This window comes from Sporosarcina koreensis (assembly GCF_042655825.1).
GTDB classification, from domain to species: Bacteria; Bacillota; Bacilli; order Bacillales_A; family Planococcaceae; genus Sporosarcina; species Sporosarcina koreensis.
Genome location: NZ_JBHSNP010000029.1, coordinates 359,868 through 381,100, shown reverse-complemented (window position 1 = coordinate 381,100; position 21,233 = coordinate 359,868). Strand labels below are relative to the sequence as shown.

General features: G+C 44.3%; 28 protein-coding genes. 18 read left to right on the top strand and 10 right to left on the bottom strand.

Annotated elements, in window-relative coordinates; translation table 11 throughout:
- The first annotated feature begins 1 nt into the window (after position 1).
- From ACFPTP_RS17660 to ACFPTP_RS17650, 3 genes are read left to right on the top strand one after another with little or no spacing between them, the layout of a single operon-like run.
- Positions 2–325 (top strand): ArsR/SmtB family transcription factor, encoded by a 324-nt coding sequence (locus tag ACFPTP_RS17660; RefSeq protein WP_381447552.1) that lies wholly within the window; start codon positions 2–4, stop codon positions 323–325.
- Complete coding sequence (locus ACFPTP_RS17655) at positions 309–1,013, top strand: SRPBCC domain-containing protein (protein ID WP_381447549.1); 705 nt, start codon at positions 309–311, stop codon at positions 1,011–1,013. The genes ACFPTP_RS17660 and ACFPTP_RS17655 overlap by 17 nt, the downstream gene beginning before the upstream one ends.
- Before the next feature lie 18 nt (positions 1,014–1,031).
- Positions 1,032–1,577 (top strand): HAD-IIIA family hydrolase, encoded by a 546-nt coding sequence (locus ACFPTP_RS17650; protein ID WP_381447769.1) that lies wholly within the window; start codon positions 1,032–1,034, stop codon positions 1,575–1,577.
- Positions 1,578–1,605: 28 nt separating this feature from the next.
- Here the strand turns inward: ACFPTP_RS17650 and ACFPTP_RS17645 are convergent, their stop codons facing one another.
- A complete protein-coding gene (locus ACFPTP_RS17645; RefSeq protein WP_381447547.1) occupies positions 1,606–2,040 on the bottom strand; it encodes a hypothetical protein in 435 nt (144 codons plus the stop codon).
- Between the two features lie 140 nt (positions 2,041–2,180).
- Here ACFPTP_RS17645 and ACFPTP_RS17640 point away from each other — a divergent pair, with 140 nt between their 5' ends.
- Positions 2,181–2,738, top strand: coding sequence for a carbon monoxide dehydrogenase (locus ACFPTP_RS17640; protein ID WP_381447545.1), 558 nt, complete (start codon positions 2,181–2,183; stop codon positions 2,736–2,738).
- Positions 2,739–2,749: 11 nt separating this feature from the next.
- Here the strand turns inward: ACFPTP_RS17640 and ACFPTP_RS17635 are convergent, their stop codons facing one another.
- The 3 genes from ACFPTP_RS17635 to ACFPTP_RS17625 form a co-directional block, all read right to left on the bottom strand.
- Positions 2,750–3,976 carry an eIF2A family protein gene (locus ACFPTP_RS17635; RefSeq protein ID WP_381447542.1) on the bottom strand — a complete coding sequence of 409 codons (1,227 nt, stop codon included), beginning with the start codon at positions 3,974–3,976 and terminating at the stop codon, positions 2,750–2,752.
- A gap of 116 nt (positions 3,977–4,092) precedes the next feature.
- Entirely contained in the window at positions 4,093–4,803 is a 711-nt protein-coding gene (locus tag ACFPTP_RS17630) for a hypothetical protein (RefSeq protein ID WP_381447540.1), read from the bottom strand.
- A gap of 66 nt (positions 4,804–4,869) precedes the next feature.
- On the bottom strand, positions 4,870–5,619 hold the full coding sequence (locus ACFPTP_RS17625) for a class I SAM-dependent methyltransferase (RefSeq protein WP_381447538.1): 750 nt from the start codon (positions 5,617–5,619) through the stop codon (positions 4,870–4,872).
- Positions 5,620–5,733: 114 nt separating this feature from the next.
- Between ACFPTP_RS17625 and ACFPTP_RS17620 the strand changes: the two genes are divergently transcribed.
- Complete coding sequence (locus tag ACFPTP_RS17620) at positions 5,734–6,225, top strand: GNAT family N-acetyltransferase (protein ID WP_381447536.1); 492 nt, start codon at positions 5,734–5,736, stop codon at positions 6,223–6,225.
- Here the strand turns inward: ACFPTP_RS17620 and ACFPTP_RS17615 are convergent.
- The gene (locus ACFPTP_RS17615; protein WP_381447534.1) at positions 6,215–6,421 is read right to left on the bottom strand and encodes a hypothetical protein; all 207 of its coding nucleotides are present in this window, start codon (positions 6,419–6,421) and stop codon (positions 6,215–6,217) included. The two genes, ACFPTP_RS17620 and ACFPTP_RS17615, sit on opposite strands and share 11 nt — an antisense overlap.
- A gap of 73 nt (positions 6,422–6,494) precedes the next feature.
- Between ACFPTP_RS17615 and ACFPTP_RS17610 the strand changes: the two genes are divergently transcribed.
- The 4 genes from ACFPTP_RS17610 (at position 6,495) to ACFPTP_RS17595 (ending at position 8,619) form a co-directional block, all read left to right on the top strand.
- Positions 6,495–6,890, top strand: a complete 396-nt coding sequence (locus ACFPTP_RS17610) for a hypothetical protein (protein WP_381447532.1) — start codon at positions 6,495–6,497, stop codon at positions 6,888–6,890.
- Positions 6,868–7,182 (top strand): hypothetical protein, encoded by a 315-nt coding sequence (locus ACFPTP_RS17605; protein WP_381447529.1) that lies wholly within the window; start codon positions 6,868–6,870, stop codon positions 7,180–7,182. The genes ACFPTP_RS17610 and ACFPTP_RS17605 overlap by 23 nt, the downstream gene beginning before the upstream one ends.
- Positions 7,183–7,542: 360 nt before the next feature.
- On the top strand, positions 7,543–8,067 hold the full coding sequence (locus ACFPTP_RS17600; RefSeq protein ID WP_381447526.1) for a GrpB family protein: 525 nt from the start codon (positions 7,543–7,545) through the stop codon (positions 8,065–8,067).
- 6 nt (positions 8,068–8,073) lie between these two features.
- Complete coding sequence (locus tag ACFPTP_RS17595) at positions 8,074–8,619, top strand: P-loop NTPase family protein (RefSeq protein ID WP_381447524.1); 546 nt, start codon at positions 8,074–8,076, stop codon at positions 8,617–8,619.
- A gap of 71 nt (positions 8,620–8,690) precedes the next feature.
- Here ACFPTP_RS17595 and ACFPTP_RS17590 read toward each other — a convergent pair whose 3' ends face one another.
- Positions 8,691–8,867 (bottom strand): hypothetical protein, encoded by a 177-nt coding sequence (locus tag ACFPTP_RS17590; protein ID WP_381447522.1) that lies wholly within the window; start codon positions 8,865–8,867, stop codon positions 8,691–8,693.
- 194 nt (positions 8,868–9,061) lie between these two features.
- On the opposite strand from ACFPTP_RS17590, the gene ACFPTP_RS17585 reads away from it, so the two are divergent.
- A complete protein-coding gene (locus ACFPTP_RS17585; protein WP_381447520.1) occupies positions 9,062–9,796 on the top strand; it encodes a hypothetical protein in 735 nt (244 codons plus the stop codon).
- On the opposite strand, the gene ACFPTP_RS17580 is transcribed toward ACFPTP_RS17585, so the two are convergent.
- Positions 9,793–10,386 (bottom strand): uracil-DNA glycosylase, encoded by a 594-nt coding sequence (locus tag ACFPTP_RS17580; RefSeq protein ID WP_381447517.1) that lies wholly within the window; start codon positions 10,384–10,386, stop codon positions 9,793–9,795. The two genes, ACFPTP_RS17585 and ACFPTP_RS17580, sit on opposite strands and share 4 nt — an antisense overlap.
- 196 nt (positions 10,387–10,582) lie before the next feature.
- On the opposite strand from ACFPTP_RS17580, the gene ACFPTP_RS17575 reads away from it, so the two are divergent.
- The 4 genes from ACFPTP_RS17575 to ACFPTP_RS17560 all read left to right on the top strand — a co-directional run bounded on the left by ACFPTP_RS17575 (position 10,583) and on the right by ACFPTP_RS17560 (position 13,269).
- Positions 10,583–11,023, top strand: a complete 441-nt coding sequence (locus tag ACFPTP_RS17575) for a YybH family protein (protein ID WP_381447515.1) — start codon at positions 10,583–10,585, stop codon at positions 11,021–11,023.
- 65 nt (positions 11,024–11,088) lie between these two features.
- Entirely contained in the window at positions 11,089–11,874 is a 786-nt protein-coding gene (locus tag ACFPTP_RS17570; protein WP_381447513.1) for a nucleotidyltransferase domain-containing protein, read from the top strand.
- Positions 11,871–12,224, top strand: a complete 354-nt coding sequence (locus ACFPTP_RS17565; RefSeq protein WP_381447511.1) for a VOC family protein — start codon at positions 11,871–11,873, stop codon at positions 12,222–12,224. The genes ACFPTP_RS17570 and ACFPTP_RS17565 overlap by 4 nt, the downstream gene beginning before the upstream one ends.
- A gap of 127 nt (positions 12,225–12,351) precedes the next feature.
- Positions 12,352–13,269: a nuclease-related domain-containing protein gene (locus ACFPTP_RS17560; protein ID WP_381447509.1), complete on the top strand. Its 918-nt coding sequence runs from the start codon at positions 12,352–12,354 to the stop codon at positions 13,267–13,269.
- A gap of 199 nt (positions 13,270–13,468) precedes the next feature.
- Here the strand turns inward: ACFPTP_RS17560 and ACFPTP_RS17555 are convergent, their stop codons facing one another.
- Genes ACFPTP_RS17555 through ACFPTP_RS17545 form a run of 3 tightly spaced genes read right to left on the bottom strand, consistent with a single transcriptional unit; the run spans position 13,469 to position 16,157 of the window.
- On the bottom strand, positions 13,469–14,365 hold the full coding sequence (locus ACFPTP_RS17555; RefSeq protein WP_381447507.1) for a glycine betaine ABC transporter substrate-binding protein: 897 nt from the start codon (positions 14,363–14,365) through the stop codon (positions 13,469–13,471).
- Complete coding sequence (locus ACFPTP_RS17550) at positions 14,362–15,021, bottom strand: ABC transporter permease (RefSeq protein ID WP_381447505.1); 660 nt, start codon at positions 15,019–15,021, stop codon at positions 14,362–14,364. Before ACFPTP_RS17550 ends, ACFPTP_RS17555 begins: the two co-directional genes overlap by 4 nt.
- Positions 15,018–16,157 carry a betaine/proline/choline family ABC transporter ATP-binding protein gene (locus ACFPTP_RS17545; protein WP_381447502.1) on the bottom strand — a complete coding sequence of 380 codons (1,140 nt, stop codon included), beginning with the start codon at positions 16,155–16,157 and terminating at the stop codon, positions 15,018–15,020. Before ACFPTP_RS17545 ends, ACFPTP_RS17550 begins: the two co-directional genes overlap by 4 nt.
- A 552-nt stretch (positions 16,158–16,709) precedes the next feature.
- On the opposite strand from ACFPTP_RS17545, the gene ACFPTP_RS17540 reads away from it, so the two are divergent.
- From ACFPTP_RS17540 to ACFPTP_RS17525, 4 genes are all read left to right on the top strand, one after another.
- Positions 16,710–17,393 (top strand): response regulator transcription factor, encoded by a 684-nt coding sequence (locus ACFPTP_RS17540; protein WP_408020210.1) that lies wholly within the window; start codon positions 16,710–16,712, stop codon positions 17,391–17,393.
- Positions 17,394–17,409: 16 nt separating this feature from the next.
- Entirely contained in the window at positions 17,410–18,426 is a 1,017-nt protein-coding gene (locus tag ACFPTP_RS17535; RefSeq protein WP_381447500.1) for a sensor histidine kinase, read from the top strand.
- A 101-nt stretch (positions 18,427–18,527) separates the two neighbouring features.
- Positions 18,528–19,304, top strand: coding sequence for an ABC transporter ATP-binding protein (locus tag ACFPTP_RS17530; RefSeq protein ID WP_381447498.1), 777 nt, complete (start codon positions 18,528–18,530; stop codon positions 19,302–19,304).
- Positions 19,282–21,222: an FtsX-like permease family protein gene (locus ACFPTP_RS17525; RefSeq protein WP_381447496.1), complete on the top strand. Its 1,941-nt coding sequence runs from the start codon at positions 19,282–19,284 to the stop codon at positions 21,220–21,222. Before ACFPTP_RS17530 ends, ACFPTP_RS17525 begins: the two co-directional genes overlap by 23 nt.
- Positions 21,223–21,233 lie beyond the last annotated feature (11 nt).

Below are 21,233 nucleotides of genomic sequence, written 5' to 3'. Positions count from 1 at the left end.
AATGACGGATATTTATCGGGCAATTGCAGATCCCACACGAAGAAAAATACTAACATTATTGTCGTTGCATGAATATACGCAGTCTGAATTGGTTAATCAATTCACCATTTCACAGCCAGCCTTAAAGAAGCACCTTGCGATTTTAGTCGAAGAAGATTTGGTGGCGGAAAGGAAAGAGGGGAGGTACCGAGTCTATCGTTTAAAACGGGACAATTTCAAGGACCAGTATGAAAAGCTTCAACAGGAGATCGGAAGCGTATTGGACAGCAAGTTGATGAAGTTGAAAACGTATTTGGAGGGAGAAAGCGATGGAGAAAGTCATTGATTCAGTGAAAAGGGAGATTTTTGTCAAGGCCTCTCCTGAAAAGGTATGGAAGGCGCTGACGATTCCTGAAGAACGGAATCGTTGGGAAACGAAGCATTGTGAGCTAGATATCCGTATTTGGGGGACGGTTAGTCTCGATTATGGCTGGGGAGTCAGCTATGTCGGCACAATTATTGAGCTTGAGGAGAACCGAAAGCTTGTCCTTGAAGGGGAGGACAAGGAACGGACTACTTGGACAATCACGCCGCAAGATGGCGGATCTGTCGTGGCAATTGTATATACAGGCATGTGGTCGGGTGATTTCGAAATGATGCAAGCGGATAATATGGCGTTTGGCACATATCAGTTTATGCGGAATTTGAAAAATGTTTATGAAGGAAATGAAGATTTGCGCTCACGCTTTTGGAGAAGCTGGATTGGCGTTCTGCATCGGACGAATCCAAGTGGCATTTCTGGGGCAAAAGTGGTCAAAATCCAGCCGAATACTCCTGCAGACGGGTTAGTTGAAGTTGGTGATGTTATCACTCATGTTAACAGCCTCGAAACTACATCTTATGATGATGTGGAAATCATCGTTTCAGAAACAAAGCCTAACAAAATGATTATGCTTACCGTAATTAGGGATGGCCGACAGCTTGAGTTGGAGCTGATGACTGTGCCTTATGGGCAAACGGTGAAGGGTGATTAATATGAAAGGGTGTGCCAACTGAAAAACTTGCATGCAGTCTTTATCGACCGTGATGGAACAATAGGCGGAACTGGACACTTCATCCACCCAAGAGATTTCACTCCCTATCCTTTTAGCAAAGAAGCTCTTGAACTATTGAAAGAAAACGGAATCAAGACATTCGCCTGCACAAACCAGCACCGGATCAGCAAAGGAGAGGCGAGCGTCGAAGACTTTTACGATGAATTCAAAGCGTTTGGTTTTGATGATGCATTCATATGCCCGCATGGCTCATCGGATGGGTGCGATTGCCATAAGCCAAGTCCCGGTCTACTTCGGAAAGCCGCGGAAAAGCATGGATTAGATCTATTAAAAACCGCGTTTATCGGCGATGTCGGGTCGACGGATATGTTAGCAGCGCATGCAGTCGGTGCGAAGAAAATTCTAGTTTTGACCGGGTGGGGTGAAAGTTCCCTAACGCATTACAGACATACATGGGCTAACATAGAGCCGGATTATATTGCAGTCAATCTGCTGGATGCAGTAAATTGGCTTATAAATATAGGAAGTATGAAAAACGCCTAGGCATAGGCGTTTTTGTGTGGAATATTGGTTAATGATATCGAAACCAGACAAACCATCCCTTTTCCTTATTTTTGGCTATAAATATTTGCCCTTGTGCTAAGTCAGCTCCAGGTGCTTTTGGAAAATGGAGGCGTACAAGCCATGACTTTTCAGCAATTTCTTTACCACAAAAGTTTTTTGCCATTCCAAAATAATCTTCTTCATCTTTATTACCAACTGTTTTGGGAAAAGGTTTGGCGGTTACTACATTCCACTCAGTATACATTCCAGGATATTCGTCTAAACCCGTTCCATAAGTTTTTGGTATTAGAGTATTTAACGCTTCAATTACCTCTTTTCTATCCTTGATTGATGTTTGCATTAATTCGCTTAACACAGGACATTCTTTAGGTTGCGCGTATCCTTGGGTTGAATGAATAAACAAAAAGGAAATAGTGATAATTGATGTAATTAATATTTTCATATGACTAAACCACCTCAACATTATCCTTCCCAACTATAAGAAAAAAATCAGTTATCGGTCGAGAAATTTAAGTGGAGAGGTTCATTGTATACTTTTGCTCCTTTTAGCAACGCTAACAGTGTAGAGGAGGTAATGATACAATGACTAAGAAACTTTACCAATTGATACTTGTTATCGTTATTTTACTTTCGAATAAAGGAATTTCTGCAGCCGAACAAAATTCACCTCCTTCTTTCGATGAATTATATAAAGAATTCGGATATACATCCATTGAACAGGCAGTTAACGAATTTGAAAACCATTTCCACTGTAAGGTGGAGCTGCCCGAAATGGTGCCACCTATTTCATTCACACATCAATTTGGAAGGTTCTATGAAGATAAACGCTACAAGACGAATGACAATCTTGGAATTATGTTTGTAAATGAAGATCAGAGAAGGAACATATTCAAAATTGATATTCGGCCAGTTCATAATAAGTTGATATTCGATGGCAAAGAGTATGTGCTTCAATATGGCGGAAAAGGCATCCATTTTGAATCGTTTAACTTTCAATTTTATGTCTTCGAAAAAAACAACTTGCAATACTTGCTAGGCGTCCATCAAGAAGCGACTGACGTGGAAATGCCCGACACGCTGGCGCGGATCGCTGATTCTGTGAAAGAAATTCAGGGTGAGAATGAATGTACGATATATTAAATGGCTGAACGTTAAGGGTTCTGATTTGATGTAAAAAACGTTGGGGTATAATTCACGTTTTTAAGCCATATCTGCTCTTGTCCGTCTAACGTATTTTTCACCCATACATCACCTGTAGTTTGCCCGTCCGTCTTCCGCAACCAAGTGAGGTAAGGTCCGACAACTTGAGGGTTTTCATCAATTTCATTCTTCCCTGGAAATGTAATTTGTTTTTGTTCTCCTGTTCTTATGTTTATAGAGTAAAGTGATGTGAACATCGTTGGGACAGGGCCTATTTTCCACTCTTTGTTCTCTAGTGCTCGCGCCACAATCACGGAATCCTTTGAGTACCATTCCAAATCAAGGTCTACAAATCCCTTAGGTGTATATTCTTTTTGTTCTTTAAGTATTGGGATTTCGGCAATCGTCATTTTCTTGTTTTCGACAAAAAACCTTCCCTCGCCGGATATATAAGCTAGTTCATTGGCGGAAGGCGCCCATTTGAACCAATCTTGAAATCCCAACATTTTCTCCACTGCTTGAAATTGTTTTCCTTTTGATGATAAAACACTTAATGTATTGCTATCCATGGACCAAGAGGCGGTAGGAATTACTAAAAAGCTAACCCATTTCCCGTCAGAACTCCACTTGAAATAATCGGCATTAACCCCAAACAAGTCAGGAATTTCAGTTTGAATCGTATAAAAAGGCTTCATTTTATCTTTATCAAGATTTGCATCTACCGGAATTCTATAAAGTGGGATAGGGCTCCATCCAGTAGAGAGTAGGTTGGACGATGCGGAAACGATAAATTCCTTACCGTTCGGAAACCATTCAAAGCCACTCACACCTAAAGAAACATTTTCAAATCCATACGGTCGGCCATTCTTCATTTTTGTCACCTTTAAAAGACCATGATCCGTGTAAGCTATCTGATTTTTATCCGGAGCCCATTTAAAGTCCGACGTGGCGGAATTAACATAGTTTTGGTAGATTTCTTTTTCCTTTGTGTCGTAAATGAATAAATCCGATTTCTCACCTTTCTCATCCCCTTCAATAAATCCAATGAAGCGACCGTCATAGGACCATTTAGGAGCATATACATAACGGTCCTTTGTAAGGTGTACCTCTTGCCCGTCCATTTTGATCCATAACTGATTATCACGGATAAATGCAGCTGTTAATGGGGCATCTGCACTTGCGATTGATGAAAAATGAAAACAGAGGAGAGTGACTAGTAATAAAATCCGCATTCTCACGTCCATTCCTCCTTGAAGATTTACATGATATTTTGCCCGCATTGCCAACAGCTATCCTATAATTAAAAAAGCGCGAATCCAGGGTATGGATATGCGCCAGTTATTTTGAGTCAAATTCAGTTTCTATCAATAAACATTTGGATTTCATTAGATATGATTGATGTATCCCATGGACTCCAAAAATAAGTTTCGCCATCAAACTGCATATAATATTTATACGCAATTGGCTCATCAGTATAAAAAATCATTTCATAAAAAATAGGATCTGCATTTCCTCTGTTTGGCTGGAAATTAGGATTTTCTTCGCTATTCACTAATAGTTGAAGGAAGCTATTAACATCTTCGTCCTTTGTCAACTTAGAAATCATTATATTGCCTGCTGGAGGATCAGTTTGGTAAATCTCAATCCTCTCGACTTTTTCAATTGGCATATCTTTGAAATTCCAATGGTATTCAATATCATTATCTCTTGAAAAATAAACTCGATATCCATTGATGGCGCGATCGTTCTTGACGGCTATTAAATGCGGATGATCCTTTATTTGAAAGATTTCAGTTCCCTTCTCATGGAAAGCAGCATCACCGTCTCTGATTTTGTAACTTGTATTTTTTACATTGTCCGCCACTTTAAATTTAACTGTGCCAACCTTGTCTCCAACAAAACTTTCGTCGGCTAAAACTCCGGAATGGATTCCGTCATATTCCTTTCCGTCAATATGGATAAAGTCAACCCAATCAATTACAACCTGACCACCAAAAGCTGATGGCCGGCAACCCGATACTACTAGCAAAATCGAAATGAAAATGAGCATACTCCATTTCTTCATTGACATCGCTCCCTTTATCCATCAGACGGAAATTCGGGTATTTCGTTACATCTATTACTAAACCGATTAACCCTTCTTTCTGCTCTTAATAATCAACGTAGTCGGCATCATCTTCGCCTTCTCATACGAATACCACCGATTCGCATGTCTTTCCCGATCCTCTTTCGTCAACGAAACATCCTCGACGACCTTCATGATTTCGAATCCACACTCAATTAATGTATTAATATATGTACTCACTTTATACTGCTGCATGATTGCGGGAGCATGCCAAGCTTCGTGTTCATAAGCGCCTTCCTCGTGATAGGACTTATTGAAATGAAGTTCTTCACCTACCAAGCTTGCGCGGCTATGCAATGGATGCTCCCAGCTGAAAACGAAAATGCCGCCCGGTTTTAAATAGTCATGTATATTTGTTATCGTTTGATGCAAATCGGTCGTCCAACCTAATGCATAAATGGAATAGACAATATCAAAATAGGCTAGAGGCAGCCCGGGATTTTCCTCCATTGGCGATTCAAATAAATGAACAGGCGCTTTGCTGCCCATCAGCAACTCTTTCGCTGTTTCAATTTGCGTCTTTGAAAGATCTACTCCCCATAGTTCCGTCGCACCCCTGGAATCCATATATTGCAAAGAATGCCCACTCCCGCAGCCAATATCCAATACCTTCATGCCAGCCACATTGCCAAGTAAATTTAAATCTTCTTCGCGAGGCGCAAGTGGTCCGTACTCAGGCAACGGATTCCGCCCGAAAAACCGCGGCGCCACCTCATCCCAACTTTTTTTATTCAATACTAATGATTCATTTCCCATGATCATCCCTCCATGGGAATATACATTCGACATTTAATCCTTCTTCTCCTTTATTTGAAATGAAGGTATTTACCCTTTGAAGGGAGAATTCATAAAAAGAATGGGGGAGATATTATGAATACATATGAAATTCGTAAGGCAACTGAAGAGGAAACTCAGACTGTAATTGCCTTGCTAAAAGAAGTTGCTGCTTGGCTGCAAAACAATGACATCAACCAATGGGGATTTTTATTGGAGGGTGGGGAAGATGACGAAATCCAGCAAGCGATAAAAGATAGCGCCACCTATGTCGCTTGTCAGAACGGTGAAATTGTAGCTACTTTTACGCTCTATTCACGGCAAAGTGACTGGGACCAGCATGTTTGGAGGCAGGAAGAAAATTCGGAGGTTCTCTATCTTCATAGATTGGCAGTTTGTCCACAATTTATGAAAAAGGGGATTGGCCACAAAATTTTGGGTTGGATAGATGAAAACTTCTATAAAACGATCAGGCTTGATTGTGTCGCACATAATCAAAAGTTATGTGCGTATTACGAAGAGAATGGGTTTACATTGATCGGAACGACGAAGGATGGGCATTGTAAATTTCAGAAGGTCAGCATTTAGCTAATTTTTTTCTTCGTTTATGAAATAAAAACCAAGCACCGAAAATTGCCCATGAACCGGTAGACTGGGATAAAGAAATATAAGACCCAGGGATATCAGTCAAAAACAAGAGAAGCGTCGCAATAATGATAGAAGGCACCATAATAATCACCCATGCCCGAACTACAGGATTCTTAAAGCTTAATTCAAACTCCATTGTCCATCCTCCTCTTCTTAACTTTTTAATTATTATAACAATTTTTGGCATACCATACAAGTAAGGATGGGTTATGACAACTAAAGGGGTGGATGGATTGTTCAAGACGATTATTTCTTCAATCTTTGTTGTTGTAATACTAATCGCTATGTTTTTCACATTTCGGGATGTCAATGAAGTAAATGGACTTGTTGAGAGTGAGAATAGCACCTTTGTTGAGGCAAAAGAGAATGATAAATCCGTTACTGTTTTTCATACTGCAGAAGAAATGACAATTGAAGAACTAGTGAAAAATTCAACGATTGTCGTAATGGCTGAAGTGAAGGAAATACTGCCTACCGTGGAAACGAACGATTTTGTTTCAAAGGAGGAAGCGGCGGAACTACGCGATATAGGATACAACATCGTTCATACAGACGTTGTATTAAAAGTGGTGAAATTCTTAGGTGAAAACAAGCCTGATTTTTGAAGAAATAGTTGTGCGCCGCGATGGGGGCAGATTAGATAACTTTGTAAAGATCGTAAAGCAAGAACATTTCACTGTAGGTGAGAAGGTGATGCTGTTTCAGTTGTATCAACCCGAACAAATGACGCAGGTGCCGGATGGTTTCGAAATAGAACAGTACTACATGTTTGCCTCTGGTTCGAAATTTGTAAGAAAGAAAAATGGGATTTATTATTCTGAGGACAATAGAAGAGTTAGTGAAAAGGAGGTTTATGATATTATCAAGAACTCTAAAAAAATGATAAATAGAGGTTAATTTATAACAGATTAGGCAAATGGAGTGGATGTTCATGAATTCAATTTCGATTATTGTCTTGTTATGTTCTTTGATTGTTTCCACGTACCTATGCCTTGCGATGCCTAGGAGATGGAGTAGGGCAAGGTTAGTCGTTTTTTCTTTCTTGCTAAATACAGTTATGTTGGGTTCGGCGTTTTTAATACTATATAAAATTGATGCCTATAATTTCCTTAAAAACGCTCAAGGTTTATTTGAAAGTTTAGGAATTATGGTTTTAATAATATTTATTCCAATTATTACGTGGGTGAATATGATTGCCATTCAAGTAAGAAACAGCGGCATAAAAAACGGACATAAGTAAATGAATGGAGGTGCGCTATGCGGAAAGTGGAAGTGATGCCTTTTTCCGAAAGATGGAGCATTGATTTTGAAAAGGAAGCGGCGGTATTGTGTGCGATATTTGGCTCCGAGATGATTGAAATCCACCATATCGGCAGCACGTCCGTACATGGGTTGTCCGCAAAACCGATCATTGACATTATGCCTGTCGTGAGTGATATTTCGCTAATGGATCAATATAACATAAGGATGGCGGTGATTGGCTACGAAGCGAAGGGTGAGAATGGAATTGCGGGCCGCCGCTATTTTCAAAAAGGCGGGGACGAGCGGACGCACCATGTCCATATTTACGAGAGTGGCTCTCAGGAAATCGAGCGCCATCTTGCATTTCGGAACTTTCTTCGGGTGCATCCCAAGAGGGCGAAGGCATATGGGGATTTGAAAGAGAAGCTAGCACAGCAATTCCCTTATGATGTTGAAGCGTACATAAATGGAAAGGCCGAATTAGCGGCTCAAATTGAACGAGAAGCAATGGAATGGGATATGAACCAAAAACGGGGTTGAGAAAAAATGAAAATCTTCATCATGGGAATAGTCGCAAGCGGGAAAACGACGTACGCAAAGGAATTGTCGAAGCAAAAGGGTTTCCCCTTTGTTGAATTGGATGCGGTTGTTTATCATAACGTGGATGGAGTTCGGGTGAAGCGGCTGCCCGAAGAGCAAATGCAAATCGTTCACGAGATGAATGCCATGGGAAGCTGGATTGCGGAAGGCGTATATCGCCCGTCTTATCACCTCCTTTTGGACATGGCAGATATTATCATTTGGCTCGATCCACCTTTATGGAAAAGGAAATTCCGGATATTGAGCAGGCATGTGAAGCAAGTGATTGGGATGGAAGAATGTGCGTATGTGCCAGACTTTCAAATGCTCCGCAACATGTATAAATGGACGAAACAGTTTGAAGGGGAACGAGAAGGGCTGGACGGGATTCTTCAACCTTATTTGGATAAGTTAATCGTTGTACGGGATGATCCAGCGAGTAATTATGTAGTCAATGGAGCTATTTGTAATTTGAAAGAGAATGGCAGCTTGATTACTGAGAGTTTCAGCTGAAAAAATTTGTATGAAGCCGATGAATTAGGGAAAGCCATGTCTGAATTATCCACAGACATGGCTTTTTATGGTTATCCTTTGTATTTATCCCTCTCGGCCGTCTCCCGATGGTTCGGCGTCATCGGCTCACGCTTCGGCTGTAGATTACCGAGCTCCGCCAATTCCATCGAAATCTCTTCTTTTACTTCCTGACGATTTCCCGGTGTTTTCGGATTGGAATATAAATTGCTATGCGCGCCTTGTTTCATTACGAAAACCTCCCAAGTTATTTTGCATTTGCGTTCTTAATATGGTCTGGTTTGTTCGTTTTGATGTGCCTTTATTTTCTTTCAGCAACCTTCTTTAATTCCTTCGTCCAATTTCACGAATTTCCGAACTGAATATTCGTACTTTGGTGTAACTTATAGTTGAGACAAGAGTCTAATAACTAGGAGGTGTCGGTTTGGAAAGTTTAAGAAATACGATTTTTATTTCCTTTATCGCTTTGTTGTTATCATCTTGCAGCAACTTTACTTCTTCTAAAGGGTCACCTGGCAGTCCATTCAGTTCTCCAAAAGGATGTCCCGACGCAGAAATTGAATGGGTGGATATGCTCATGATTGGTGATATTAAATATGAAAACGATTTTACTGAGCCGGCGGATGCAACGATTGAAAAAGGTAGAGAACTAGGGAAGGTGAATTACAAAATGGCTGGTAGTGCATGCACTTATCACAAAGTGCAAAATGGTGATGCAACATTTTTGGAAGAAGGAACAATCATTTATGAAATTAAAGGCTATCCAACTTCCTTAATTGTCGTTGCCAATGATGTTGTATATGTAGCCAATAGGAATAAAAAGGCGAAAACGGCCGGAGAACTGTATCCTATGGATAAGTTGGTGAGGAATATCCATATTCAAAGTACCGAAGATGGCAGGAGATTGCATACATTTTCACCGTCTTCCAAAGATAAGTTTTTAGCCGCGTTTAATGAATTAAAACTAGAAGACGTGCAGTCATTAATTGATGAGGGCAAGTTAGATGGCAATCGAATATTTTTGGAGATTGAACTCAATAATGGCGTTTCATTTCGCCAGCTTTATTGGAGTGATACGAATACATTCCATAGTGGCGCCATTGGAAACGATGAAATAGAGGAAGTTATTAACGATGAAGTCTCCAATTTAGAAAATTAATCGCGATTTTTATTGGATTTATGTTCAATTTTAGACTTCAGGAGAAGTAGATCTTCCAAAAACAATTTATACAGATTCGGGCGGCGTCTGACGGCAAGCGGGTGGTAGGCGACAGCAGTTTGATATCCTTTTACGTCATGCCAGCTGCCGCGTAACCCCTTTACATCCACTTCGGTATTGTCGAAGACGGATTGGACGGCGACATTCCCAAGGCATAGAATGAGTTCGGGTTTTTGCTGCTGCAGCTGTTCATCTAAATGGCGGTGCATGCAGATTTCACGGGTCCGTTCTTTATCGTATTTTCGAATGGGCCTTCTTTTTAGGATATACGTTACGTAGATTTGTTCTTTATCCAAACCGACTTCATGAACGGCTTGCTGCAATGTCTGCCGTGTCCCGCAAACCATCGGATTTCCTTCGCGATCCTCACGTGCACCTGGATTATCGAGAATCACCATGATAGGCGCCTTCGGATTCCCTTCTCCCCACACCATCCGTGTTCCTTGTTTATACAGACCGCATTCCTCACAATTCACCTGGCTCGCCGGCGTCGGATCTTCGGGCCAACTTTCTGGGCAAAATGAAGTCATTTTTATCACCCTCCTAACGGATTAGAATACCCTTTACCGGGTAAATGATGCAGGTATTGTAAAAGGCGCTGGTTAGGCAATCAACCATAGGAAACTAACTGGGTAGGATGATTGAAGGAGGAAAAAATGGTTTGATATAGAATTCATCTATAGTAACATTCTTACAATTTGGGAATTAGTAAAGGGGATGTCCTTAATGGCGGAAGGTTTTTTCGAAGTCCAAGACGTACTTGAAAATTATAAAACAGCAGTTTACGAAAAAAATGTTGAAAAATTCTTATCCATGTATGCTTCTGAAATTCATATTTACGATTGTTGGGGGAACTGGGAGAGCAAGGGGATTTCTTCATGGAAGGAAAGCGTTTTAGAGTGGTTTAATGGATTGAGTGAAGATGGCGTTTTACTTGAAGTTGCCTTTAATAACCTAGTAGTTGAAGAGAATTCACATCTCGCATTTGTACATTGTGCTGTTATATATACTGCTTACCAAGAAGAATCTGGTGAGAAACTTCGTCAATTGACGAATCGGTTCACATATGGTCTGAAAAAAGTGAATGGATCTTGGATCATAGCTCATGAACATTCATCATTGCCTATAAATATAGAAACTGGTAAGGGGATTTTTAACTTGAAGTAAAAATTAAAACCAACGGCTGCTCTAGTTGAGTAAGACTTACTGCTGCCGAGGTAAGGGGGAAGACCATGTTATCGCAGGATTTGGCCGTTAGGAAAATTACTGCCAGTTTGAAAAAGGACCCGCTAGTGCAGGCAGTTTTTCTGAAAGGGTCAATGGGAAGAGGAGAGCATGACGAGTGTTCAGACGTCGACCTGTATTGCTTAGTTAATGAGGAGGGGAAGGAGGAATTCCTCGCGAACCGGGTAGGGCATTTGCGGGCGTATCGCGATATCATTCTAATGGATGATATTTTCATTGTCGCCCCTCAGATCATTGCGGTGTTTGACGATCTGTTGCATATTGATTTATTCACAGTGACGAAGGAATCGTTTGTTGGCGGCGACCATTTCCAGGTGCTGTTTGATCCGCATCGGTTGATGGAGGAATTGATGGAGACGCAAGGGCTGGCGCTGACGGAGGAAGAATATCGGGATGATGTCATGGATGTTGGGTGGTTTTTATTCCAATATTCCAAATCAGCGGCTAGGGGAAATGACATTTGGTCGGTTCGGATGTTGACGAATGTCGTGCATCATTTGGGAAGGGTTTTATTATTTCGATATGCGCCGGAACGCGCGAAGCTGGGGTTAAAAACGATTGAGCGGTCATTGCCGGAGTCCGTTGTATCGGAGTTGACGGAAATTCTGGAGTTCATTACACCCGGAAAGCATGCGCAGGCAGTGGGGCGAATTGGACGTTTGTTGGAGAGGGAGTATGACTGGATTCGGTTGCAGTGGAGTGAAGAAAGTCAGCAGATGAGGTTTTTGAGGAAAATGATTAACAAATATATAGCGGAGGGGGAAACGGTATGACGCAAGTTTGTGTGATTGGCATTCATGTACCGGATATGCAGGAGGCGATTGAATTTTACACGGGGGTATTGGGGTTTGAGGTAAATAAAGAATATGGGCCGAAGATTGTAACGCTTGTCCACGGGGAGTTGCCGATCGTGTTGGAGGAGTCGGAGAATGCGGGATATCATGTGGGTTCTTCAGGTGTTGTGTTGACGTTGAAAACGGATGATATCCATCAATCTTTAAGCAAGTTGAAAGAGAAAGGCGTGGAATTGATTATCGCCGAACCTGCGGACTGCCCGCCAGGAAAATATATCAGTTTCAAAGATCCATTCGGGAATGTTTGGGAGTATTTGCAGTTTGATTGAATAATTAGTTTTTTATTGGATGAATATGCTAAACTAGTAAATAACGGAATATTATTTAAGGAGTTGAGTCATATTCATCCATAAACTGAGAAAGGCGCCTCTATTGTTGGAGGGGCTGGAGGCGGCGATGAGGCGATTGCCGGGCCACCACGAAGCGACTCCTGTTTTGCGTTCAAAGCATGCGGCGGTACAAGCCGGATTTGGCGGCGAGCAGGAGTTGGACAAGGTGTTTGAGAGCTATGCTTTTTCAATGAAGCATGGCGTTTTTCACGATCTATCGTTGGCCTCCAGTACATATTTTCAAGTAGATACACTGTTTATCACCCCGTGGTACGCGGTTTTATTTGAAGTGAAGAACATCGCGGGCGAACTGACGGTGACGGAAAACCCGCCGCAATTGATCCGCGTGCTGGATTCAGGACAAGTGAGCGGATTCAAAAGCCCGATTGCCCAACTGGAAAACAACTGTGAACTGTTTCAAGACTGGCTGTACAGCCGAGATGCTTCATTGCCGGTATACGGTGCTGTTGTGCTGGCGTATGCCAAGCAACGCATCGAAGTTTTCGACACGAATATCCCTATTTTATTCCCAAGTGCGGTTCCCTCCTTCATCCGCAAACTCCCAACAACCTCCCCATTGTTGGATGACGAAACTTTCGCCGACCTTTTAGTACAGCTCAGCAGCTCCCATCGCGATTTCATCCCTTCTCCTGTTTGTGAAGCGTATTCGATTCGACGTAGCGACATCCGGACGGGTGTGATTTGTCCGGGGTGTGGGTTTGTTGGCATGGAGAAATATATGGGTGGGTGGCGCTGTTTAGCTTGTAACGGTGCAAGTCGGGACGCGCATAAGCAGGCTATCCGAGATTGGTTCCTTTTGTTTGGCGGTGGAATGCGGAATATGGATTGTCGGGAGTTTTTGAGAGTTAATCGGCAGCAGACTGCTCATCGGCTATTGGTGTCAATGGATTTAGAGTCGGAGGGGACTTATCGGGATCGAGTTTACACAATGGAACTTCACTCGGAACGCAAAAAGCGCACATGAATTGTGCGCTTTTTTGATGGTGAAATACCGAGTCGGTGGTAAACCTTCGAAAGTCGGTGGTAACGCCCCGAGAGTCGGTGGTAAAGTCGCCTAAGTCGGTGGTAAACTCCCACGAGTCGGTGGTAACTGAAATCCCTCCGGCGACTTGCTGAGTTTGACTTGCCAGATCGGTGATAACTCTCCAGAAGTCGGCAATAACCTACCGTGCAACCCCCTCAATTAACCCACTCTCCACCAAAAACTCCTCCGCAACCCTCTCCACCATCATCCCATCGTTGTCGACTTTGGCGTTCATTTTTTGCATTGCTTCTTCGTTGATTGCGCCTTCGAGCTGCCTTAAGACCGCTTCGATTTCAGGGTACTCTTTCAGCGTTTCTTTCCGTACGAGCGGGAGCGCGTGGTACGGAGGGAAGTAGGATTTGTCGTCTTCCAATACACGCAAGTCGAATTCCTGCAGCTGGCCGTCTGTCGTGTAGGAGTTGATGACGTCAACTTCGCCAGCATTGATCGAGCGGTACATGATGCCGTGGTCCATGCCTTTGACATTCTTGAACTTCAACCCGTATTCCTTCTGAAAGCCGGGCAATCCGTCCGGGCGGTCGATGAATTCGAAGACAGCGCCTAGCGTGAAGTCTTCCGAATACGCAGCGAAGTCGCTGAATGTGACGACGCCGAGTTCTTCCGCTTTTGATTCGTCTAGCGCGAGAGTGTACGTGTTGTTGAAGCCGAATGTGTTGAAGGCGATGATGCCGTCTTCACCGACGAGGTGTCTCGTCAATTCCAACGTCTCCTCTGCGTTCCCCGGCTCTTCGTGGTAATAGTTGACGACAATCGTCCCCGTATAATCGGGAACGACGTCGATATTGCCGTTCAACATCGCATTCCACACGACGTTCGAGCCGCCGAGGTTCTCTTTATAAATGACTTTGATATCTGTTTTATTCTCAATCAACTGTCCCATCACATGCGACAAAATAATGCTTTCCGTGTTGTTCCGGGAACCGAGGATCAGCGAATCCTTCTCAATGAAAATACAGCCTGATAGCATGCTTGCTACAACTGCAATGAGTAAAAAACCAAAGAATTTCTTCCTCATTCCGTCTTCAATCCTTTCGGCGTTGTCCAGCGCTCAACCGAACTGAAGAACACTTCGAGGATGATTGCAAGCAGTGCGGCTGGGATTGCACCGAGCAGGATCAATCCGTCAATTCCGCGCGTGATGCCGAGGAAAATGAAATCGCCAAGTCCGCCTGCGCCGATGAATGCGGCGAGGGTAGCGTTACCGACGTTAATGACAGCGGCTGTTCGGATTCCAGCCATGATGACGGGAATCGCGAGTGGCAGCTCCACTTTGAAAAGGATTTGAGCGCTCGTCATTCCCATTCCCTTAGCGGCTTCCCGCGTAGCCGGGTCGACTTCGGTGATTCCTGCGTACGTGTTTCGGGCAATCGGCAGCAGTGAGTAAAGGAATAGCGCTGCAATCGCTGTTTTCACGCCGATCCCGAAGATAGGAATCATGAAACCGAGCAACGCAAGGCTAGGAATCGTCTGCATGACGCCCGTACCGCCGAGCACAAGAGTCGTCAGTTGCGGAACCCGGGTGACAAGGATGCCGAGTGAAACGCCGAGAATGATGGCGATCAGCATTGAGAAGAACACAAGTTGGATATGGACGGATGTCGCTTCGAGAACTTCCCTCCAGCGCAACTGTGATTGTTCGGTCAATTGTTGCCAAATCGATAAATTATTCATATGGCAACCACCTCAACTTTCGTTTCCGTCCATTGGCTGGACAATGCGGATAGCAATGAACCGCGCGTGACAAGGCCGACAACCTTAGTCTTTTCATCCACGATCGGAATCAAGCCGAACGGCGATTCATCCATCATGATAATAGCGTCTCTTGCGGAAGCGGTATCTTCCAAGAAGTACCCGATCGGCTGCATGATTTCTGCGATGGTGCGGATATCGTTCACTTTCTTGATGACATCATAGGCGGACACGATGCCTAGCAATTCTTTTGATTCATCCACAATGATGAGATCTGTGATTTTCCTCTGGCGGATAAGTGAAATTGCCTTTTCAGGAGAACTTTGAGGAAGAGTCGTGACGACCGATTCGGACATAATGTCAATGACAGGCATCAGTTCAGGGTTTTGAATGATTCGATGCTTGCCAATGAACTCCTCGACAAAACCGTGGGCAGGTTCATGAAGTAATTTTTCTGGAGTGTCCAACTGAAGGAGCTTGCCGTCTTTCATAATGGCGATGCGGTCACCCATTTTGAGTGCCTCGTCCATGTCATGTGTAACAAAAATGATTGTCTTATTCAGTTTTTTTTGCAATGAAATGAGTTCGCCCTGCAACTGTTCCCTTGTAATCGGATCCAATGCGCTGAACGGTTCATCCATCAAGATGATTTCAGGATCGGATGCAAGTGCGCGGGCGATGCCGACACGCTGCTGCTGTCCGCCGGAAAGTTCTTTCGGGTAGCGGCTAGCGTAAATTTCAGGATCGAGTCCGACCAATTCCAGCAGTTCGGTTACCCGTGTTCTGATTTTATCAGGGCTCCAGCCGTTCAGCTCGGGCACGATGGCAATGTTTTTTTCAATCGTATAGTGCGGGAATAAACCGATCTGTTGGATCACATAGCCGATCCCTCTACGCAGCTCGGAAGCGACGTACGATTTGTTATCCTTTCCGTTTATCGAAATCTTCCCGCTTGTATGCGGTTGCATACGATTGATCATTTTCATCGTAGTCGATTTACCTGAACCACTCGGACCGATGAGAACGAGCAGCTCGCCTTCCGGAATCTCAAAGCTGACAGAATCAACAGCCTTGAACCCGTCTTCATACACTTTACTGACGTTTTCAAACTTAAGCATAAAATCCCCCTATGTTTTTTTACAAAACTGTACGCCGTTCGTTTTGGAATGAAAATATTAAACAACGGCTAAAAAAAAGAAGACATATATGCTGCCTGAACAAGCCAGGTGCGATGTCTTATGTAAACAGTATAACACACTTCGGAGATGGAAGTATTGCAAATCTGGAAATTCGGTAGGTTATTAGTATAAGAAATTAATAGTCGGTAAGGTCTAGGTGGTCGCTGTTTGTTAAAAATTAGTGAAGCAGTGATAAACCATGCAGAGTCGCTGATTAAGCGTTGAAAGTCGGTGATAAACTCGCCTGAATTGGTGATAAAGTGCCGAGAGTCGATGATAATGGAAAACACCTATGGAAATGAGTCTTTAATCCTACTATGCGTCCTGGGATTTAGCGAGGCAAATCGATTAAAAATGCCGAATCGGTGGTAAAGCGGTGAGATTCGGTGGTAAAGTGCCAAGAATCGGTGGTAAACGCCGAACCGCTAGAGGAAGTGTCCGATTTCAACGGAAATGGATTATAATACTAACTAACGAAAGGGTGTGCAGCGGATGGATATGAATATTTTCATAGTGGAGGATGATCAAGCGATCTTCGATTCCCTGAAAGAGCGGCTTGGGCAGTGGTCGCTTCATGTATCGGGGCCGTCAAACTTCCATGATGTGATGGGGGCATTTGTTGAAGCGAAGCCGCATCTAGTCATCCTCGATATTCAACTGCCCGCCTACGACGGATTCCACTGGTGCCGGGAGATACGGGCAGTTTCAAAAGTGCCGATCATCTTCTTGTCGTCGCGCGATCATCCGATGGACATGGTGATGGCGATGAATATGGGAGCAGATGATTATATTCAGAAGCCGTTCCATACGGACGTGCTGCTGGCGAAAATTCAGGCGACGCTTCGGCGCACGTATGCGTACACGGATGAGGCGGCAGATGTGCTTGAGTGGAACGGCGCGATGATCGATATGAAGCGAGGCGTCATCCGAGCGAAAGGCAATGAAGTGGAATTGACAAAAAATGAGTTTTTCATTTTAGCTGTGCTTGTCCAAGCGAAAGACGAAATCGTGTCACGCGACGAGCTGATCCGCAAATTATGGGATGATGAGCGATTCGTCAACGACAACACGCTGACGGTCAATGTGACGCGGCTGCGCCAAAAGCTTGCGGACATCGGACTTGGTGACGCGATTCACACAAAAAAAGGCATGGGGTATATGGCGGTCAGCCTGTAGGGGGGATTCGATGTTCATGGCATATCTGAGAGACATGAAAAGCTGGATACTGTTGTTCATCGGTTCAATTGTATTGACGGACTTATTGGTTTTAATTGATAAGGGACTGGCAATGAGGACGGGATCTCTTATCTACCTCAACCTGCTGCTCATGGCGCTCTTCATTTCATTCCTCTTATGGCGCTTCAAAAAAGAGACGCAATACATGAGAGGGCTCCAGCATCAAGCGGAGGACCGTTCACGGGATTGGCAGGAAGGACTGCCGGAACCGCTTTTCAATCGAGACGAAACAATCAACGATCTGCTGCAGCAAGTTGCACAAGATCATTTGAAGAAGTTGTCGGAAATGAATGCCGCCAACCTTATGGAAAGCGATTATACCGCGGCTTGGGTGCACGAAGTGAAGGCGCCGCTCACATCGATGAAAATGACGATCGATGCGAATCGGCAAGATCCGGCCATCCGGAAAGTCGAGTCCGATTGGCTCCGTGTCCATTTACTCATCGACCGGCAGCTATATATTTCACGTTTGCCGTCGCTCAATACGGATTATGTATTGGAGAAAATTGAAGTGCAGCAGCTCATCACACCGGAAATCCGCGAGCTTCGATCTTGGTGCATCGAGAAAAATATCGCGGTTGAACTCGAAGGCGAGGAGAGGGAAGTACTCACGGACAGCAAATGGTGTCGCTTCATCATCCGCCAATTGTTGACGAACGCTGTGAAATACAGTCCGGACGGGGGCACCATCTGCATTAAGGCAGTCCATACAACGGAGGGACATCCGGTTTTATCCATCAAAGACGCAGGTCCGGGAATCCCGTCTCACGATTTGCCCCGTATTTTCGACAAAGGGTTCACCGGGGGCACGGGAAGGCTTCATAATGCGGCGACGGGACTCGGTTTGTATCTTGCCCAACAAGTGGCTAAGAAAATCGGGATTTCCCTGTCGGCGCAATCTGGAATGAACGAAGGAACGACGATGAACATGACGTTTTCAACCGAAAATGAATTCGACGCAACCCGAACGTGACAATAATGTCACATTGGCCGGCCTGTTTGTCATCTGAATCGCACGACGGGAAAAAGTCCGCCCGATACAATTAAGGTACAGCAAACAGGGAGGGGACAATGATGGAACAACATAAAACAGTTTTACACGCACGGAATGTCCGCAAATCGTTCGGGACTCGCGGCAATGTGCAACAAGTATTGAAAGGAATCGACCTACGTGTGATGGAAGGGGAGTTCGTCGGGATCATGGGCGCATCGGGTGCCGGGAAAACGACGCTGTTGAATGTCCTCGCGACGATCGACCGTACGACGGAAGGGTCGATTCTCATTGGAGATGCTGATATTTCGAAGATGAAGGACAGGGAACTATCCGCATTCAGGCGCGATAAATTAGGGTTCATCTTCCAAGATTATAATCTCCTCGATACATTGACAGTGAAGGAGAATATCCTGTTGCCGGTGTCGCTCGGCAAAATGAAAAAGCGGGTGGCGGAAGACCAATTCAAATCAATCGCAGATATTTTAGGCATCAAGGAATTGGCGGATAAATATCCACACGAAATCTCCGGCGGTCAAAAACAGCGGACGTCTGCAGCGCGGGCGCTCATTAACAAGCCGTCGATGGTGTTCGCGGATGAACCGACAGGCGCGCTTGACTCGAAATCGGCGTCATCCTTGCTCGGGACTTTGGAAGACGTCAATAAACAACGTGGCGTCACGATCATGATGGTGACGCATGACCCCGTCGCATCGAGCTATTGCAGCCGGGTTGTCTTCCTGAAAGACGGCAACATCTACTCGGAGCTGTACCGCGGCGACAAAACGAGACAGGCCTTCTTCCAGGAAATCCTGAATGTGCAAGGTGTCCTCGGGGGTGACAGCGTTGACGCTCTTTGACCTTGTCATCCGCAGCATGCGGAAAAACATCAAGCATTACTATCTCTACTTTTTCGCGCTTATTTTAAGCGTCGTCCTGTATTTCGTTTTTGCGACTTTGCAGCATGACCCGTCGGTTGTGGCGCGATCAGGCGGCAGCATGGGTGCGGCGTTCAAAGTGGCAGGAATTCTATTATTATTCATCGCAGGAATTTTCGTTGTCTATGCGAATGCGATTTTCTTGAAAAGAAGGAGCCGTGAAATCGGGCTCTATCAATTGATTGGCCTGACGAAAGGTTCTGTCTCGCGTTTGTTGATCATCGAAAACGCTTTGCTAAGCGCAGGAGCTTTGGCGATCGGGATTGGCGCGGGAATTCTTGTATCACGCGTGTTTTTATTGTTGTTAATGAAGCTCATCGGATTCGACGGTTTTATTGAAGTGACGTTCTCGACGGCGGCAGTCATCCAGACGGTCATTGTATTCCTTGGAATTACGATTCTTACATCGATGCAAATGCTCGTTGCGGTCTACCGCAATACGTTGCTTGGATTATTCAATGCAGAGAAAACCGGCGAGCATCCGAAGAAGCCGAAAGCATTCAGATCAACCTTTCTAGCAATTTTAGGGATGGCACTCATCGCATTCGGTTACTGGTTATCCGGACGGATGTTGAATGCCTGGCTGCTCATCAATATGATCGTCGTTTTGGCTTCAACAATCCTCGGTACGTATTTATTGTTCCGCGTCGCGATCAGCTGGGTGCTTTATCAAATCCGCAAAAGAAAGCAAGGCCATCTCGGACTGTATAACAGCTTGTCGCTTGCGCCGATCATGCATCGGATGAAGGGGAATGCGAATTCATTGACGATCATTACAGTATTGTCCGCAATGACGCTGACAATGTTGGCGGGCGTGTACTCCCTTTATTATTCAACGGAAAAGGAAGTCCGCCTGATTTATCCGTTTGATTTTTCATTTGATGATTTTTGGTATGAAGACGGTCAAGGCTCTGCAGAGAAATTCATCGGCGAACTGGATAAGCAAGAGATTACGTATACGTCTGCAACAGTTGAAACGCTGGAAGTGGACGGGGAATTTGAAGGTGGCAGTGTATCGGAATTGATGTCCAATTCGTTTGGGGCAAAAATAATAAGCGACAAACAATTGCAGCAAGCGGGAGTGGATATTCAAATTCCCCATTCCGATGCCGCGTACCTTTATGATGCGAGTATCTATTGGTTGTTGAAAACGATGGAAGTTCCATTCAATGTCAAATTATCGAATGCAGAAATAGAATCTGACATGAAAGTTGTGAAAGTGAACGAAGGAAATGCATTGAATTCTGCAGCGGCGACTCAACTTATTGTAAAAGATGAATTTTATCAAGAATTAAAAGCTCTATTTCTGAATGATGAAAATGAGTGGCGCATTTTAAACACCTACGCCATCGATGTGTTGGAACGAGATCAGCTTGCCGAAGCTTCCGCGATTTTCAAGCGAATGAATGAGGAAGATGAACAGCACGGATTTGATTACTATTCCCAATACGCTTCGGGCATGGAGAATAATGGCCTATTCATTTTCATCTCCGGTTTCTTGGGGCTCGTGTTCCTCATTTCGACAGGCAGCATTTTATACTTTAAGCAAATGACGGAAGCGGAGCAGGAGAAAAGCAGCTATGCAACGTTGCGCCAACTGGGCTTCACCGTGCAGGACATTATGCGCGGCATCGTCCGTAAGCAAGTATTCGTCTTCGGCTTGCCGTTGCTGATTGGCTTGCTGCACTCGATTTTTGCGATAAAAGCGGCATCCTTCATGTTCATGTCCGACATTACATTGCCCGCATCCATCGCCATGGGCATCTATGCGTTGATTTATCTCGTGTTCGCATTTTTGACGGTCGGATATTATCGGAAGACGGTGAAGGCTGCGCTTTGATTGGCGAAAAG